Here is a 15,911-nt window from a genome sequence, read left to right on the forward strand (position 1 = left end):
TACTGCTGGGTCGGTTCATCGCCGGCCTCCGTCTCGATGCATGGGTCTTCTTGATGCGTACGCGTCAGATCAAATCCTGACCGGTTGGTAACAACGCGGAGATCGATTCCGCCGGCCTTGGGTAGATGCCGGGTGCGATCGCCGTAGTCACGGTGAGAGCCTCCGTAGCCTCCGCGACGGTGTGCGTAGCCGGCGCCGCGTGGCCTTGCGGCGGCGGCGAGAGCGCGAGGAGGACCCCCGTTGCGGCGCAGCCGGATCGGCGCGCGAACGCAAAGAAGGAGGGCACCGGCCGGCCGGTGCCCTCCTTCGGTCACATCCTCGCCCCGAGGACATGACCTTCCGGCAGTGGGATCGGAACCTGCCCTTGGGGAGTCAGGTCCGGTGCCGGAGCTGGGAACGTTCTGCTGCTGTCGCCGTGTGAACGGAACGACCACATCGGGACGCCCTTCACGTTACGGACCGCCGCCGGCGCGCGCGGGGACTCAGTACCGTCGCACCGACATGATGAGTAGTCGGTCCGACCGATTGCGTAGGACGAGCAGTCTGCCTGCGGGTCGCTCGGGAGAGCCCGGGATGCCGCGAGCATCGCTCGGCGCGGAGTACCGACTCCGCGATGGAGCGCACCCCGCGGGCCGGAGACGCGAGAACGCGCCAGAGAAGAAGTCGCGGGGAAGGATGAGTTGCCCTCCCCCGCACGGATCGCGCTAGACGATCCCGCCGATCATGGCGTCGCGACGCAGCTGCGCGTGCGTCGCATGGAACCGGCCATCGGCCGTCCACCACGCCTCGTGACCTGCGGCATCCGGATGCTGCTCGACGACGGCCGGCCAGTGAGCCTTGATGTCCTTGAGGTAGTAGCGGATCTCACCGCCGACCGTGCGCTTGACCACCTTGTCCGACGACTCGAGCTGCTCCTGCGTGGGTTCGGTCATGCGGTCAGCATAGGCTCGGCGATCGCCGTTGGCGAGGGTGTATGACCCGCCGCGGGGCCTGGAATGCCCGGGTGAGCCGATCAGCTCAGTGAGGATGCCCGCCGGACACGGCAACAGGCACACGCCTCTGAAACAAAGAACCTCCCTCGACATGAGCGTCGAAGGAGGTGGTCAGACGTGCACACAGCTTGCTGTTTCGAGAGTGATGTGCTTGCTGGGGTACCTGGACTCGAACCAAGAACAACTGAACCAGAATCAGCCGTGTTGCCAATTACACCATACCCCAGGGGGTGACGACCGAAGTCGTACCGAGGGTCAAGCTTAGCCCACACACAGGCCGTGTCCAAACCAGCCGGATCCCGCATTGCCCGTCGGGCGACGCCCCGGCGGCACTGAGCGCAGGACCACCATCCGCGCCACCATCGTGGGCGCCATCACCCTCCTGCTCCTGCTGACCGGGTGCACGGCATCCGGGTCGCTCGGCGGATCCCGCCTGCTCCGTGGTGGACGACTTCGGAGGGACCTCACGCAAGGGCGCGGTCTTCGTCGGCGACACGGGCCCGCAGCAGATCGACGGGGAGGACGTGATCTGGGCCACCTGGGCGTCGGACTGATGCCGCGCGTCGCGGCGTATTCATAGCTCGCGCTTGCGAGACATCGGGCGCAGCGGTCCTAGCGTGACCGTCGTGACCGTTCTCTCCGCGTCGGCGCCGTCGACGCCGTTCTCCTCCACGCGCGCCCGAACCGGCGTGCGCCGGCGGCTCGGGACGCCCTGGCACTGGTCTCTGCTCGGCATCGGCCTGGTCGCGCTGGTGCTCACCGCGTGGGGTGTCGGCGGGTCGATGTCGGACTACTACGCCTCCATCGCGCTGTCGATGAGCCGAAGCTGGCCCGACTTCTTCTTCGGGTCGTTCGATCCCGCCGGCACGGTCACCCTCGACAAGATCCCGGGCTCGTTCTGGATCCCGGCCCTCGTCGTGCGCGTGTTCGGGTTCTCCCCCGCCGCCGTGATTCTGCCCAATGCGCTGGCGGCCGCCGCGGCGGCGGTCATCACGGCGATCACGGCGCGGCGGTGGGCGGGACGGACCGCGGGCGTCATCGCAGGCGCCGTCGTCGCGACGACTCCCATCCTCGTCGCCGTCGCTCGCTCGAACCAGCCCGAGACCTTCTTCGTCCTGGCGTTGGCGCTGACCGCGTGGGCCGCGACCCACGCCCTCCGCCGCGCCCACCTCGGCTGGCTCCTGCTCTCCGGCCTGTTCATCGCCGCCGCCTTCCAGACCTACATGCTCGAGGCCTGGGCGGTGTGGCCCGGCCTCGCGGCGGCCTACCTCTGCACCCGCCAGCCGTGGTGGCGCCGGGTCTGGCACGTCGCCGTCGCCGGCGTGGTCAGCCTGGCAGCCTCCCTCGTCTGGATCGTGGCGGTCGCGCTGGTGCCGGCATCCGACCGCCCCTACATCGGCAGCACCCTGTCGAACAACCCGTGGGAGATGGTGTTCGGATACAACGGCCTGGGCCGGTTCGGCGCGAGCACGGCCGACACGGAGGCGTACCGCTCGTTCACTCCCCCGTTCTCCGGCGAGCCGTCGGTCGTGCGGCTGCTCAACGGGGCGCTCGCCGACCAGATCGGGTGGATGATCCCGACCGCGATCCTCGCCGTCGTGGTGCTCGCCGTGCTGCGCTTCCGCACGCCGCTGCTCGTCTTCGGGGCGGTCTGGTTCGGCACTTTCGCCGTGATGTTCTCCGTGGTGGCGGGGATGCACCAGTTCTACACGGCGTCGCTGGCCATTCCGATGGCTCTGCTCATCGGTGCGGGCTTCGCCTGGGCGCGTCGACGCCGTGCGCTGTGGGCGCAGATCGCTCTGCCCGCCGTCGCGGCCATGACCGCGGTGCTGATCGGCGTGGCCGTCGCGGCCGATCGCGGCGCCGCGTTCTCGCTGCCGGTAGCGATCGTGCAGGTGGTCGTGCTGGGACTCGCCGTCGTGCTCCTCGTGATCGAGCACCGGCGGGCCCGGCCCGTGCCTCTGACGGCCGCGGTCGCCGTCGTCGCGATGCTGCTGACTCCGGCGGCCTGGTCCGTCGTGACCATGTGGTCGCCCAACTCGACCAACCCCACGGCAGCCGGCGTCGCCGCGACGTCCGGGATCGGCGGCATGGGCGGCTTCGCGCGCGGTGGGATGGGGGCGCCCGGACAGGCGGCGGGCGCATCCGGCTCCGGGCCTTTCGGCTCCGCCCGGTCCGGAACGCCTCGCAGCGACGGCTCGACGCGCACCGACGCGGGCGGATCCACGGTCCGCCGCGGCACGGGCAGCGGTGTCGCCGGCGGCGGGGGGACGACGGGCGGCGGGGGGACGAGCCAGGCCACCGCGGCGACGGTGGCCTGGCTCACCGAGCATCAGCAGGGCACCGCCTACCTCGCGGCCGCGTTCGGCGCCCAGAGCGCCGCCGGCTTCATCCTCGCGTCAGACGGCGGATCGTTCCTTCCGATCGGCGGGTTCAACGAGCGCGATCCTGCCCCGACCCTCGCCACGTTCCAGCGCCTCGTGGCCGACGGTGAGCTGCGCTACGTGATCGCAGGATCGAGCGGCGGCTTCGGCGGCGCGGGATTCGGCGGCACGGATGCCGCGTCCACCGCCGCCGGGCAGATCCGCACGTGGGTGCTCGACAACTGCACCGAGGTCACCGACGCGCCGGTCTCCGGGCTGTACTCCTGCGGCGCGTGAGCGCGTCGGCGATCAGCCGACCCGCTGGACGAGCGCGTCGAGGCGGTGGATCGACTCGGCCTTGCCGAGCAGTTCCAGCGACTCGAACAGGGGCGGCGACACGCGCCTGCCGCTCACGGCGACGCGCAGCGGACCGTACGCGACGCGCGGCTTGAGTCCCAGACCCTCGATCAGCGCCTGCGACAGCGCGTCCTGCACCGCCGCGGCCGTGAACCCGTGCTCCGGCACCAGCTCGAGCGCGCCGACGGATGCCACGAGCACCTCCCCCGCATTGGCGGGAAGGCCCTTCAGCGCGTCGTCGTCGTACTCCACCTCGTCGCGGAACAGGAATCCCAGCAGGCCCGGCGCTTCACCCAGCAGCTGCATCCGTTCCTGCACGAGCGGGGCCGCGGCATCCAGCGTCGCCTGCTGCGCCGGCGTCGGCGGGGCCTCGACCAGACCCGCGGCGTGCAGATAGGGCACCAGGCGGCCCGCGAAGTCCTCGGCATCCAGCATGCGGATGTGGTCGCCGTTGATCGACTCGGCCTTCTTCTGGTCGAAGCGTGCCGGGTTGGGGTTCACGTCGACGATGTCGAAGGCGGCCACGAACTCCTCGAGGGAGAACACGTCACGGTCGGCGGCGATCGACCAGCCGAGAAGAGCGAGGTAGTTCAGCAGTCCCTCGTGGATGAAGCCGCGCTCGCGGTGCAGGAACAGGTCGGCCTGCGGATCGCGCTTGGAGAGCTTCTTGTTGCCGGTCTCGCCGAGGACCAGCGGCATGTGACCGAATCGCGGCATGAAATCGGTGACGCCGGCCTCGATGAGAGCGCCGTAGAGCGCGAGCTGGCGGGCGGTCGAGGGCATGAGGTCCTCACCGCGGATGACGTGCGTGATGCCCATCAGCGCATCGTCCACCGGGTTGGTGAACGTGTACAGGGCCTGACCGCCCGCGCGCACGACGACGAAGTCGGGGAACGAGCCGGCGGGGAAGGTGACCTCGCCGCGGATCAGATCGACATAGGTGAGGTCCTCGTCCGGCACGCGCAGACGCCACGCGGGCTCGCGCCCCTCCGCGCGGAACGCGGCCTTCTGCTCGTCGGTGAGGTCACGGTCGAAGTTGTCGTACCCGAGCTGCTTCGCGCGACCCGCGGCCTCGTTGCGGGCGTCGATCTCCTCTGCCGTGGAGTAGGACTCGTACACCGCACCGGACGCGATGAGCGTCTGCAGCACGCCCGCGTAGATGTCGCGCCGCTGAGACTGGCGGTACGGCTCGTGCGGGCCGCCCTTCTCCACCCCCTCGTCCCAGTCGATCTTGAGCCAGGTGAGCGCGTCGACGAGCTGACGGTAGCTCTCCTCGCTGTCGCGCGCGGCATCGGTGTCTTCGACGCGGAAGATCAGCTTGCCGCCGGTGTGGCGTGCGTACGCCCAGTTGTAGAGCGCGGTGCGGACCATGCCGACGTGCGGAAGACCCGTCGGCGAGGGGCAGAACCGCACGCGGACGTCGGTTCCGGAGGCGGTGGTGGTACGGGGATGGATCGCGGCAGACATCCGTCTCAGTCTAGTTGCCGCCCTCCCCCGTCCTGCGGCTCGCGGCTCGGCGATCGGCCGGACGCCGGGTCGGTCATGCGCTCTCGGCGCCGTCGGAGACCCGGCGGTGCAGCGCGCTCACCTGCTCCATCAAGACATCGAGCACGGCCCGCACCGAGGGCACGCGCTCGGCATCGCGTGCGGTCACGACGTGCAGGCCACGTGCCTCGGATGCCGGCAGGGGCGCGGTGACGACGCCGGGCAGCACCGGGAACGACGCGACGGCCATCCGTGGAAGCGTCGCGACCCCGATCCCCTGGGCGACCAGTCCCTCTACCGCCACGGCGTTGTCGGTCTCGAAGCCGATGCGCGGCTCGAACCCCGCGCGTCCGCAGAGCTCCAGCAGGTGACCGCGGCATCGCGGGCATCCGGCGATCCACGTCGCCGCGGCGAGGTCGGCCAGGTCGGACACGGCGCCGTGCCCCTCCGGCAGCACCAGCAGCAGCTCGTCGCGACCCGCGCTGCGCACCGAGAGGCCGCGGGCGCTCGTCCCGTGCGGATCGTCGCGGTCGCCGGGATAGCTGAAGGTCAGTGCGATGTCGGCGCGGTCCTCGCGGATCGCCTCGACCGCTTCGGGCGGCTCCGCCTCGACATACGTCAGTGACAGGCCCGGATGCGCGACCGCGAGCGCCGCGATCAGGCGCGGCACGAGCACCGGCGACGCCGACGGGAAGGCGACCAGCCGGACGACGCCGGTGCGCAGGCCCCGCAGTTGGGCGAGCTCTTCCGCCGCGGCATCGAACGCATGCGTGACGGCGGGGGCGTGGCGGGCGAGCACCCGGCCCGCCTCCGTCAGCCGCACGCCCCGCCCGACCCGTTCCACGACCGCGACGCCCAGGCGCGCCTCGAGCCGGCGCAGCTGCTGGCTGATCGCCGGCTGGCTGTACCCGAGGGCGGCGGCCGCGGCGGTGATCGAACCGGTGTCGGCGATCGCCCGCACGGTGCGGAGCACCTGGACGTCGAGGTCGGGTGCGTCTGGCGTCATGAAAACATAATGTCACGGCATGCGTTTCATGCATCACTTGCCGTAGACGCATGCGTGGTGCGGCGTCACGCTGGAACCATGAGCATCGTCGACCTCGAGCCTCTCGCGGACCTGCGCGCACAGTTCCCCTCGGCCGCCGGCTACCTCGCCGCGTGCACTGTCGGACTGCCCATGAACGCCACCCGTCGCGCGGTCACCGCCGACCTCTGCGGCACGCCCGACATCGCCGCCTACAGCCGTGCCGTCGAGGCCTCTCGAGCGCATCTGGCCGACCTGGTGGGCGTCACCGCCGACCGCGTCGCGATCGGTTCGCAGACCTCGGTCCAGGTCGCGCTCCTCGCAGCCACACTTCCCGACGGCGCGGACGTGCTCGTCCCCGAGGACGAGTTCTCGTCTCTCGTGCTCCCCTTCGTGCACGCGGGCCGCGGCATCCGCGTGCGCACCGCGCCGCTGTCGCGACTCGCTGACGCGATCACCGCCGACACCGACCTCGTCGCCTTCTCGCTCGTGCAGTCCGCGTGCGGGCACGTCGCCGACCTCGACGCGATCTGCGACGCGGCCGCCGCGGTCGGTGCGAGGACGGTGTGCGACGCGACGCAGGCCGTCGGCTGGATGCCGGTGGATGCCGGGCGCGTCGACGCCCTGCTCTGCCACGCGTACAAGTGGCTCTGCTGCCCGCGGGGCGTCGCCTTCCTGGTGCTGAGCGAGGACTACGCGCGGACGCTGAGGCCCGTCCAGGCGGGCTGGTATGCGGGAGACGACCCGTGGGCCTCCTGCTACGGCGGCGGCGCCGACCTCGCCGCCTGCGCGCGACGCTTCGACGTGTCGCCCGCGTGGCAGGCCTTCGTCGGAGCCGAACCCGCCCTGCGCGCCTTCGCCGCGGCGGACGTGCACGCGGTGCATGCCCACACGACCGGCCTGGCTGCCCGTTTCCGCGCCGCGGTGGGAATCGAGGAGCCCGAGACCGCGACGGCGATCGTCACCTGGCTCGATCCCGACGGCGCGGACCTGGCGCGCCTCCAGTCCGCCGGCATCACGGCATCCGGCCGCAACGGTCGCGCGCGCGTCGCGTTCCACGTCTTCAACGACGCCGACGACGTCGAGCGCGCCGTCGCCGCCCTCGGCCGCTGACCCTCGCGCGGGTGCGTTCTCCCCCCGGCGTGCGCCGTGGGCGTGCCGTACTCAGTCTGCGCGCCCGGACAGGACCCCTGCACCCGCGGAATCACGCGGGCGCCGGGGCTCGCCGGCGCCGGCGAGACTGAATACGGCACGCCAGCTGGACGACCTGGCACGGGAATCGGGGTCGGCGTCGGCGGACCGATGCGCGTCGAGCGCGCTGCGCTGGGCGTGCGCACGACGCCGATTCCGCGGAGATGTCGGGATCAGAGGACCGATCCGTGTCAGATCACCCTCGGTATCCGCCATCTCCTCGGCATCCGCCCCGTGCACCCCGGCACACCGGCACCCCGGGCGGGTCAGGCGCGCCGCGCGTAGGGCGAGAGCACCGTGACGGCGGCAACGACGACGAGGGCGACCAGCGCAAGACCGCCGTAGCCGACCTGGCTCAGCACCACACCCGCGAGAACCGCACCCACGGCAGCGCTGAAGGTCATGATCGTGTCGCTGAGCCCCTGCCGTCGCGGCCGGAGAGCCGTCAGCGAGCTCTCGGTCAGCAGCGCCGCCCCCGACACGGTCGCCGCGCTCCACCCGGCGCCGAGCAGGAACAGCGCGACCAGCACGGCCCACTGCGAGTCGGGGGCCACGGCGGCGAGCACGAGGGCGGCAGCGAGCAGCGCCTGTCCGAGGAGGATCGTCGCGATGCGGCCCCACCGGTCGGCGAGCACGCCGAACAGCGGCGACAGTCCGTACATCCCGAACACGTGCAGCGCGATGGTGGTGCCCACGACGACGGTGACGTGATCCGGCGCGAGGTGAGCGAGGTGGATCGGCGTCATCGCCATGACGGATGCCATCACGACGTGCGAGCCGGCGACGGCGAAGACGGCGTAACGTGCCGCGACCGGGCGATCGACCTCGACGATGCGCTCCCGGCGGGCCTCGCCGCTGCGGGCCAGACGTTGCGCGAGCACGAGCGGATCGGGCCGCAGGGCCACGACGTACAGCACGAACGCGGCGAGCTGAGCGACGATCGAGAACGCGTACGAACCGGTCAGCGGCGGCATCCCGAGTGCGGAGCCCACCGCCTCCCCGGGCGTCAGCAGCAGCGGCCCGAGAACCCCTCCCACCGTGGTGGCCCACACGACCGTGCCCAGGTCTCGTCCGCGTCGTTCGGCGGGCGCGAGGTCGGTCGCGGCGAATCGCGACTGCAGGTTGCCCGCGTTGCCGGCGCCGATCAGGATGACGCCCACGATCAGCAGCGGGAAGCTCCGCACCGCGGCGGCCGTGATGACCACCGCGATGCCGACGAGCGCGAAGAGGTTGCCGAGGGTGAGGGCGACCCGGCGTCCGCGTCGCGCGGCGAGACGCGCGAGCGGGATGGCGCAGAAGGAGGCACCGAGCGTGACGGATGCCGTGGCGAGCCCCGACAGCGCCTCCTGCCCGGACAGATCCGCCGCCAGCAGGGCGCCGAGCGACACCGTGGCGCCGAAGGCGATGCCGCCCAGCACCTGGCCCGCCGCGAGCACGCCGACCGTTCGCCGCTGCACACGGCCGACGGTCGCGGCATCCAGCTCCGGCTCGACGGTCACGCGTTTCGCGCGGTGTTGCGGAGTGTCCCCAGTCCGGTGATCTCGACCTCGACGCTCTGACCGGCCTCGAACGGCCCGATGCCCGCGGGCGTGCCCGTGAGGATCACGTCGCCGGGAAGGAGCGTGAACGCCGCGGATGCGTAGGCGATGATGTCCGGCACGGAATGCACCATGTCGGAGATCGGACCGTCCTGGCGGACCTCCCCGTCGACCCGGGTGACGATGCGGGCACCGCCGTCCAGGTCGAACTCGGTCTCGATCGCGGGCCCCAGCGGGCAGAACGTGTCGAAGCCCTTGGCGCGCGCCCACTGGCCGTCGGACTTCTGCAGGTCACGGGCGGTGACGTCGTTGCCGATCGTGTAGCCGAACACGTAGTCGAGCGCCGCGGATGCCGGGACGTTCTTCGCCACCCGGCCGATCACGACGGCCAGCTCGCCCTCGAAGTCGGTGCGCTGCGACTGCGGCGGGCGCACGATGGCATCTCCGGGACCGATGACCGCCGTGTTGGGCTTGAGGAACAGCAGCGGCGCCTCGGGGGCCTCGCCACCCATCTCCGCTGCGTGGTCGCGATAGTTCTTGCCCACGCACACGATCTTCGACCGCGGGATCACCGGCGCGAGCAGCGCCGCCTCGCCGAGCGGCACACGCTCACCGGTGGTGTCGAAGCCGGCGAACAGCGGATCGCCCGCGAGGACGACGAGCTCGGCGCCGTCGACGATGCCGAAACGGATGGCGTCGTGATGGCTGAAGCGGACGATCCTCACTCCGCCGGCTCCGCAGCGGTCGTGGGCTCGTCCAGCCGGAGCAGCCAGCCGTGGGTGTCTTCGCGCCGCCCGTACTGGATGTCGGTGAGTTCCTCGCGAAGCGACAGCGCGAGCGGTCCGAGGGGCTGCTCGTCGACGAAGTCGCGTCCCTTCAGCACGCCGATCGGCGCGACGACCGCGGCGGTTCCGCACGCGAACACCTCGACGATGTCGCCCGAGGCCACACCGGAGCGCCACTCCTCGATCGACACGGCGCGTCCCTCGATCTTGTGGCCGCGGTCGGCCGCGAGCTGGAGGATCGAGTCGCGCGTGATCCCCTCGAGAATCGAGTCGGACTGGGGAGTGACGATCGTGCCGTCCTTGTAGACGAACACGACGTTCATGCCGCCGAGCTCCTCGACGTTGCGATCCTGGTCGAGGAAGACGACCTGGTCGCAGCCCTGCTCGTACGCCTCGGCCTGCGGGAGCAGGCTCGCGGCGTAGTTGCCGCCGGTCTTGGCGGCGCCGGTGCCGCCCTTGCCGGCGCGGGCGTAGTCCTCGCTGAGCCAGATCGACACCGGCTTCGCGCCGCCCTTGAAGTAGGCGCCCACCGGGGAGGCGATCACGTAGTAGCCGACCTTGTTGGCCGGGCGCACGCCCAGGAACGCCTCCTTGGCGAACATGAACGGGCGCAGGTACAGACTCTGGTCCGCGCCCGAGGGCACCCAGGCGCCGTCGACCGCGATGAGCGCCTTCAGCGACTCGACGAAGTACTCCACCGGCAGCTCGGGCAGCGCGAGGCGACGGGCGCTGCGCTGCAGACGACGACCGTTCTGGTCGGGACGGAAGGTCCACACCGAACCGTCGGCGTGGCGGTAGGCCTTGATGCCCTCGAAGATCTCCTGGCCGTAGTGCAGCACGGCGGCGGCGGGGTCGAGCGACAGCGGCCCGTAGGGCTGCACGCGGGGGCGGTGCCAACCGCCGCGCACCGACCAGCAGATGTCGACCATGTGGTCGGTGAAGGTGGTGCCGAAGGCCGGGTCGGCGAGCAGCTGCTCGCGCTCGGCGGCGGATTTCGCCGCCAGGTTGCGGGTGACCGCGAACTCCAGGGGGGCGAGTCCGGCGTCGGGTTCGTAGGTGAGGCTCATGTCTAGTCCTGAGGGTGTGAGCGGTCGGCGTACGTGCGGCGGTTCCAGGCTACGCCTGGACAGCGGCGGCGATGGCGTCGCCGACCTGGGCGGTGGTGCGGGGCTGCGATCCCCGGGCGGCGATGTCCGCTTCGACGGCGCGGGTGACGCGCGCGGCTTCGTCGGCCAGCCCGAGGTGATCGAGCATGAGAGCGACGGAGAGGATCGCGGCCGTGGGGTCGGCCTTCTGCTGTCCCGCGATGTCCGGCGCCGAGCCGTGCACGGGCTCGAACATCGAGGGGAACGCGCCGTCGGGGTTGATGTTCCCCGAAGCGGCGAGGCCGATGCCTCCGGTGACGGCGCCGGCCAAGTCGGTGAGGATGTCGCCGAAGAGGTTGTCGGTGACGATCACGTCGAAGCGGCCCGGGTTCGTGACCAGATAGATGGTGGCCGCGTCGATGTGCACATAGTCTACGGTCACGTCGGGGTGCTCGGAGGCCACGGCATCCACGATCCGCTTCCACATCCCGCCCGCGTGCACCAGGACGTTGGTCTTGTGCACGAGCGTGACCTTCTTGCGGCGACGCTCGGCCTGCGCGAACGCGTAGCGCACGACGCGCTCGATGCCGAAGGCCGTGTTGACCGACGTCTCGTTGGCGACTTCGTGCGGGGTGCCCGTGCGGATCGATCCGCCGTTGCCGACATAGGGCCCCTCGGTGCCTTCGCGGACGACCACGAAGTCGATCGCGCCGGGGTCGGCCAGCGGGCCGGGCGCTCCCGGGTAGAGCTTCGAGGGGCGGAGGTTCACGTAGTGATCGAGCGAGAAGCGGAGCTTCAGCAGCAGCCCGCGCTCGATGTTCGCGTCCTTCAGCCGCGGGTCTCCCGGCACGCCGCCGACGGCCCCCAGCAGGATGGCGTCGTGCGCGGCGATCGCGGCCAGGTCGTCGTCGGTGAGCGTGTCGCCGGTCTCGAGGTAACGCGCCGCGCCGAGCGAGAACCGTGTCTTGTCGAAGGTCACGTCGGATGCCGCGGTCACGGCATCCAGCACCTTCTCCGCCTCGCCGACGACCTCGGGACCGATGCCGTCACCCGGGATGACGGCGAGCTTGATGACACGCGACATGGAACTCCTCGAAACTGCTCGAAACTGCCCGAACCGTCGACGCGCGGCATTGTCGGCGTCGTCGTCCGGGAGGACGGCTCAGTGCTCGACGTGCGCGCTGCGGGACCCCTTCAGCGTAGTGGCCGCGATGACCGCCGCGATGGCGACGAGCACCGCGCCGATGACGGCGGTGATGCCGACGCCGGCATCGAAGGCGTGCGCCGCGGCGCTGCGCAGGGCCTCGGCGGTCGGGGTGTCGAGCGTGCCCGCGACCGTCATCGCGCCGGCGAGCGTCTCGCGCGCGGCATCCGCGGCCGCCCCCTCGACTCCCGCGGGCAGGACGATCCCGCTGCGGTAGGCCGCGGTCAGGATGCCGCCGAGCACGGCCGTGCCGAGCACGGCGCCCAGCTCGTAGGCCGTCTCGGAGACGGCGCTGGCGGCACCCGCCTTCGCCGGGGGCGCGCTCGCGAGGATCAGCTCGTTGGAGACCGTCTCGGCCGCTCCGATGCCGATGCCGAGCAGCACGAACGCGGCCACGAGCAGCGGCAGCGCGCCGTCGCCCACGGCGCCCGGGACGAGCAGGTACGCCACCACCGAGAACGTCAGCGCGATCGGCACGACCACGCGCGCCGAGACGCGACGCGCGATCGGGACGACCAGGAGCCCGGCGACGATCATGGCCGCCATTCCGGGGACGAGCGCGAAGCCGGCCTCCATCGGCGACAGCCCGACGATCAGCTGCAGGTGCTGTGCGACGAAGTACAGGAAGCCCACCAGCGACACCACGCTCAGGAGGTTGACCAGCAGCGCACCGCTGAACGTGCCGCGCGAGAACAGGCGCATGTCGAGCATGGGCTGCGTCGAGCCGAGCTGGCGACGCACGAACAGTACGCCGAACGCTACGCCGGCGACGGTCAGCACCACCGGCAGCACGCCGAACCCGTGGACGGCGACCTCCTTGATGGCGTAGACGATCGGCACCATCGTCAGCATCGACAGGGCGATGCTCACGGGGTCGATGCGCCCCGGGTGCGGGTCGCGGCTCTCGGGCACCAGCAGCGGTGCGAACACCAGCAGCGGCACGAGCACCGGCACCGACATGAGGAAGACCGAGCCCCACGCGAAGTGCTCCAGCAGGATGCCGCCGACGATCGGACCGAGCGCCGCGCCGGCGGAGAACATCGACGCCCACACCGCGATGGCCATGCGGCGCTGGTCGCGGTCGGTGAAGATGCTGCGCAGCAGCGACAGGGTCGACGGCATCAGCATCGCGCCGAAGACACCCATGCCCGCGCGTGCGGCGATGAGCCAGGCGGCGCTGGGGGCGAACGCGGCGAGCACCGACACGGCCGCGAATCCGGTCGCGCCGATGAGCAGCATCCGCCGTCGGCCGAACCTGTCGCCGAGGGTTCCCATCGTCACGAGCAGGCCCGCGAGCACGAGGGGGTAGGCGTCGATGATCCAGAGCTGCTGCGCGCTGGAGGGGTTGAGGCTCAGGGCGATGTCGGGCAGCGCGAAGCTCAGCACCGTGTTGTCCACGGACACGAGCAGCACGGGCAGCATCAGCACGACGAGCGCGAGCCAGCCGCGCCATCCGACGCGCTTGCCGTTCGCCTCGGCCAGGGTGATCTCTTCTGTCAAAGTCATGATTTCTTTACCGTCCAGCCGGTATAGTAACAGAGATGGAGATCACGCGCTGGATAGCATCGAGACCATGAGTCGCCCTCCCCTGGCCCGCGAGAAGGTGCTGGACGCCTTCGAGGCGATCCTCGTGGACGACGGTGAACGCGCGGCGACGATGGATGCCACGGCCCGCTCAGCGGGCGTCTCGAAGGGCGGCCTGCTCTACCACTTCGCCTCGAAGGAACTGCTCGAGGCCGGCCTGATCGAACGCCTCCGCGCGCTCGTGGAGGACGACGTGGCGGCGATGTCGAGCTACCCGGGCGGCCCCATCGCCCACTACCTGCGGTCGTCGGTGATGTCCAACGACCCGATCGACCGCGCCATCCTCGCCGCCTCGCGCCTGGCGCAGGGCGGGAACGCGCAGGCCGCGGAAGCGCTGCGCGAGGTGCGGGAGAAGTGGGCGGACGCCCTGCGCCCGTACGCCCCCGACGGCGCCGCGCTGGATCTGGTCATGCTCGTCGGCGACGGCCTGTACTTCAACAACGCCCTGTCGGGCGGCTCGATCCCCGGGCCGGTCCCCCGCGGCGACGCGCTCGACGCGCTCGTCGCCCTGGTCGAGCGCGCGGTCCGCTGACCCGGGGGCACCGCGTCTCGACTCGTCGCTGCGCTCCGCGCTCGACGACCGGGAAGAGGCGGCTCCCCCGGTCGTCGAGCGAGCGCCGCGAGTCGAAACGCCCTGCGGGCCTCAGGCCTCGCTGATCTCCAGCTGCCGGAACAGGTCGGCGCCGATCGCTGCACGCGTGTCGTCCAGGATCGCGTCGGGCACGGGCTGGTCGACGGTCAGCACCGAGAGGGCGCGACCCGAGGCATCCGGCTGCGCGACGAACAGGCCCGCGATGTTGATGCCGGCCTCCCCGAGCTTCTGTCCGTAGATCGCGACGATGCCGGGACGGTCGGCGTAGCGCATCACGAGGTGGTGCTTCTCGATCGGCACCTCGATCTCGTAGCCGTTGATGCCGACGATCTTCGGCACCATGCGCGTGCCGGCCAGGGTGCCGGCGACCGTCAGCACGGATCCGTCGGACAGCGTGCCGCGCAGGATCGTGATGTTGCGGTACAGGGGGCTGTCGGCCTCGACGATCAGGCGGGTCTCGATGCCGCGCTGCTCGGCGAACAGCGGCGCGTTGACGTACGACACGTTCTCGCTGACGATCTTGGTGAAGATCCCCTTGAGCGCCGCCAGGCGGTAGACGCTCACGTCGTAGGCGGCGAGCTCACCGCGCACCTCGATGTCGAGGCTCGTGAGCGCGCTCGTCGCGAGGCCCGAGAAGACCTGCCCGAGCTGCTCGACGAGCGCGATACCGGGACGCACGAACGGATCGATCACGCCACCGGCGACGTTGACGGCGTCGGGCACGAGGTCGCCCTCGAGGGCGAGCTTGACGGAGCGGGCGACCGAGATGCCGGCCTTCTCCTGCGCCTCGTCCGTCGAGGCCCCCAGGTGCGGGGTGACGACCACGTTCGGCAGCGACAGCAGCGGGAACGCGGTGCCCTCGGGCGCGGGGGGCTCGCTCGTGAAGACGTCGAGACCGGCCCCGGCGATCTCACCGGTGGTGAGGGCCGTGTACAGCGCCTCCTCGTCGATCAGTCCGCCGCGGGCGACGTTGACCACGTAGGCGGTCGGCTTCATCCGCGCGAACTGCTCGGCACCGATCATGCCGGTCGTCTCCGGCGTCTTGGGCATGTGGATCGTGATGAAGTCGCTCTGCTCGAGGAGGTCGTCGAGGCTCAGCAGGCTCACTCCGAGCTGCTGGGCGCGCGTGGGGGTGACATACGGGTCGTACGCGACGACCGTCACACCGAACGCCTGCAGCCGGGCCGCGATGAGCGCCCCGATGCGGCCGAGGCCGATGATGCCCACCGTCTTCTCGAACAGCTCGGTGCCGGTGAACGAGCTGCGCTTCCATGCGCCCGCCGCGAGCGACGCGTGCGCGGCCGGGATGTGGCGCGCCAGGCTCAGGATGTGCCCGACGGTCAGCTCCGCCGCGGAGATGATGTTCGAGGTCGGCGCGTTGACGACCATGACGCCGGCGGCCGTCGCCGCCTTGATGTCGACGTTGTCGAGGCCCACGCCCGCACGCGCCACGACCTTGAGCACGGGAGCGGCGGCGATGGCCTCGGCATCCACCTTCGTCGCCGAGCGGATCAGGATCGCGTGCGCCTCGGCGATCGCCGACAGCAGCGCCGGGCGGTCGGTGCCGTCGACCTGACGGACGTCGAAGTCCGGCCCGAGGGCGTCGATCGTGGCGGGTGAGAGTTCTTCGGCGATGAGGACGACGGGCTTGGACACAGCGGCAGGACCTTTGCGAAGGATGGGATCGGTGGAAGGATGCCAGCCTACCGGT

The 15,911-nt window shown here is 71.1% G+C and carries 12 protein-coding genes and 1 tRNA gene; 3 read left to right on the plus strand and 10 right to left on the minus strand.

The window, feature by feature from the left end; genetic code table 11:
* Nucleotides 1-704 precede the first annotated feature (704 nt).
* Together KY498_RS03795 and KY498_RS03800 are read right to left on the minus strand one after the other, a co-directional pair.
* On the minus strand, nt 705-932 hold the full coding sequence (locus tag KY498_RS03795) for a hypothetical protein (protein ID WP_060958434.1): 228 nt from the start codon (nt 930-932) through the stop codon (nt 705-707).
* A gap of 214 nt (nt 933-1,146) precedes the next feature.
* Nucleotides 1,147-1,218, minus strand: a tRNA-Gln gene (locus KY498_RS03800).
* A gap of 400 nt (nt 1,219-1,618) precedes the next feature.
* Here KY498_RS03800 and KY498_RS03805 point away from each other — a divergent pair.
* Complete coding sequence (locus KY498_RS03805; RefSeq protein ID WP_223848916.1) at nt 1,619-3,652, plus strand: glycosyltransferase family 39 protein; 2,034 nt, start codon at nt 1,619-1,621, stop codon at nt 3,650-3,652.
* A gap of 12 nt (nt 3,653-3,664) precedes the next feature.
* Here KY498_RS03805 and gltX read toward each other — a convergent pair whose 3' ends face one another.
* The gene (gltX, locus tag KY498_RS03810; RefSeq protein ID WP_191008478.1) at nt 3,665-5,179 is read right to left on the minus strand and encodes a glutamate--tRNA ligase; all 1,515 of its coding nucleotides are present in this window, start codon (nt 5,177-5,179) and stop codon (nt 3,665-3,667) included.
* A gap of 73 nt (nt 5,180-5,252) precedes the next feature.
* Nucleotides 5,253-6,203: a LysR family transcriptional regulator gene (locus tag KY498_RS03815; protein ID WP_191008477.1), complete on the minus strand. Its 951-nt coding sequence runs from the start codon at nt 6,201-6,203 to the stop codon at nt 5,253-5,255.
* 78 nt (nt 6,204-6,281) lie between these two features.
* On the opposite strand from KY498_RS03815, the gene KY498_RS03820 reads away from it, so the two are divergent.
* A complete protein-coding gene (locus KY498_RS03820) occupies nt 6,282-7,334 on the plus strand; it encodes an aminotransferase class V-fold PLP-dependent enzyme (protein WP_191008476.1) in 1,053 nt (350 codons plus the stop codon).
* Nucleotides 7,335-7,678: 344 nt separating this feature from the next.
* On the opposite strand, the gene KY498_RS03825 is transcribed toward KY498_RS03820, so the two are convergent.
* The 5 genes from KY498_RS03825 to KY498_RS03845 form a co-directional block, all read right to left on the minus strand.
* A complete protein-coding gene (locus tag KY498_RS03825) occupies nt 7,679-8,893 on the minus strand; it encodes an MFS transporter (RefSeq protein WP_101307220.1) in 1,215 nt (404 codons plus the stop codon).
* A 14-nt stretch (nt 8,894-8,907) separates the two neighbouring features.
* Entirely contained in the window at nt 8,908-9,675 is a 768-nt protein-coding gene (locus KY498_RS03830; protein WP_060958430.1) for a fumarylacetoacetate hydrolase family protein, read from the minus strand.
* On the minus strand, nt 9,672-10,802 hold the full coding sequence (locus KY498_RS03835) for a branched-chain amino acid aminotransferase (RefSeq protein ID WP_060958429.1): 1,131 nt from the start codon (nt 10,800-10,802) through the stop codon (nt 9,672-9,674). The genes KY498_RS03830 and KY498_RS03835 overlap by 4 nt, the downstream gene beginning before the upstream one ends.
* A 49-nt stretch (nt 10,803-10,851) precedes the next feature.
* Entirely contained in the window at nt 10,852-11,904 is a 1,053-nt protein-coding gene (locus KY498_RS03840; protein ID WP_060958428.1) for a 3-isopropylmalate dehydrogenase, read from the minus strand.
* Between the two features lie 78 nt (nt 11,905-11,982).
* On the minus strand, nt 11,983-13,530 hold the full coding sequence (locus tag KY498_RS03845) for an MFS transporter (RefSeq protein ID WP_061781816.1): 1,548 nt from the start codon (nt 13,528-13,530) through the stop codon (nt 11,983-11,985).
* Between the two features lie 67 nt (nt 13,531-13,597).
* Between KY498_RS03845 and KY498_RS03850 the strand changes: the two genes are divergently transcribed.
* Nucleotides 13,598-14,140: a TetR/AcrR family transcriptional regulator gene (locus KY498_RS03850; protein WP_101306205.1), complete on the plus strand. Its 543-nt coding sequence runs from the start codon at nt 13,598-13,600 to the stop codon at nt 14,138-14,140.
* A gap of 111 nt (nt 14,141-14,251) precedes the next feature.
* Here the strand turns inward: KY498_RS03850 and serA are convergent, their stop codons facing one another.
* On the minus strand, nt 14,252-15,856 hold the full coding sequence (gene serA, locus KY498_RS03855; RefSeq protein ID WP_191008475.1) for a phosphoglycerate dehydrogenase: 1,605 nt from the start codon (nt 15,854-15,856) through the stop codon (nt 14,252-14,254).
* Nucleotides 15,857-15,911 lie beyond the last annotated feature (55 nt).

The organism is Microbacterium sp. PAMC21962 (genome assembly GCF_019443465.1).
In the GTDB taxonomy this organism is placed as follows: Bacteria; Actinomycetota; Actinomycetes; order Actinomycetales; family Microbacteriaceae; genus Microbacterium; species Microbacterium hominis.

What these genes read in the sequence shown, in the direction of transcription:
- gltX (WP_191008478.1), bottom strand. Translation starts at nt 5,179, where the DNA reads ATGTCTGCCGCGATCCATCCCCGTACCACCACCGCCTCCGGAACCGAC.
- KY498_RS03835 (WP_060958429.1), bottom strand. Translation starts at nt 10,802, where the DNA reads ATGAGCCTCACCTACGAACCCGACGCCGGACTCGCCCCCCTGGAGTTC.
- KY498_RS03795 (WP_060958434.1), bottom strand. Translation starts at nt 932, where the DNA reads ATGACCGAACCCACGCAGGAGCAGCTCGAGTCGTCGGACAAGGTGGTC.
- KY498_RS03840 (WP_060958428.1), bottom strand. Translation starts at nt 11,904, where the DNA reads ATGTCGCGTGTCATCAAGCTCGCCGTCATCCCGGGTGACGGCATCGGT.
- KY498_RS03820 (WP_191008476.1), top strand. Translation starts at nt 6,282, where the DNA reads ATGAGCATCGTCGACCTCGAGCCTCTCGCGGACCTGCGCGCACAGTTC.
- KY498_RS03850 (WP_101306205.1), top strand. Translation starts at nt 13,598, where the DNA reads ATGAGTCGCCCTCCCCTGGCCCGCGAGAAGGTGCTGGACGCCTTCGAG.
- KY498_RS03845 (WP_061781816.1), bottom strand. Translation starts at nt 13,530, where the DNA reads ATGACTTTGACAGAAGAGATCACCCTGGCCGAGGCGAACGGCAAGCGC.
- KY498_RS03815 (WP_191008477.1), bottom strand. Translation starts at nt 6,203, where the DNA reads ATGACGCCAGACGCACCCGACCTCGACGTCCAGGTGCTCCGCACCGTG.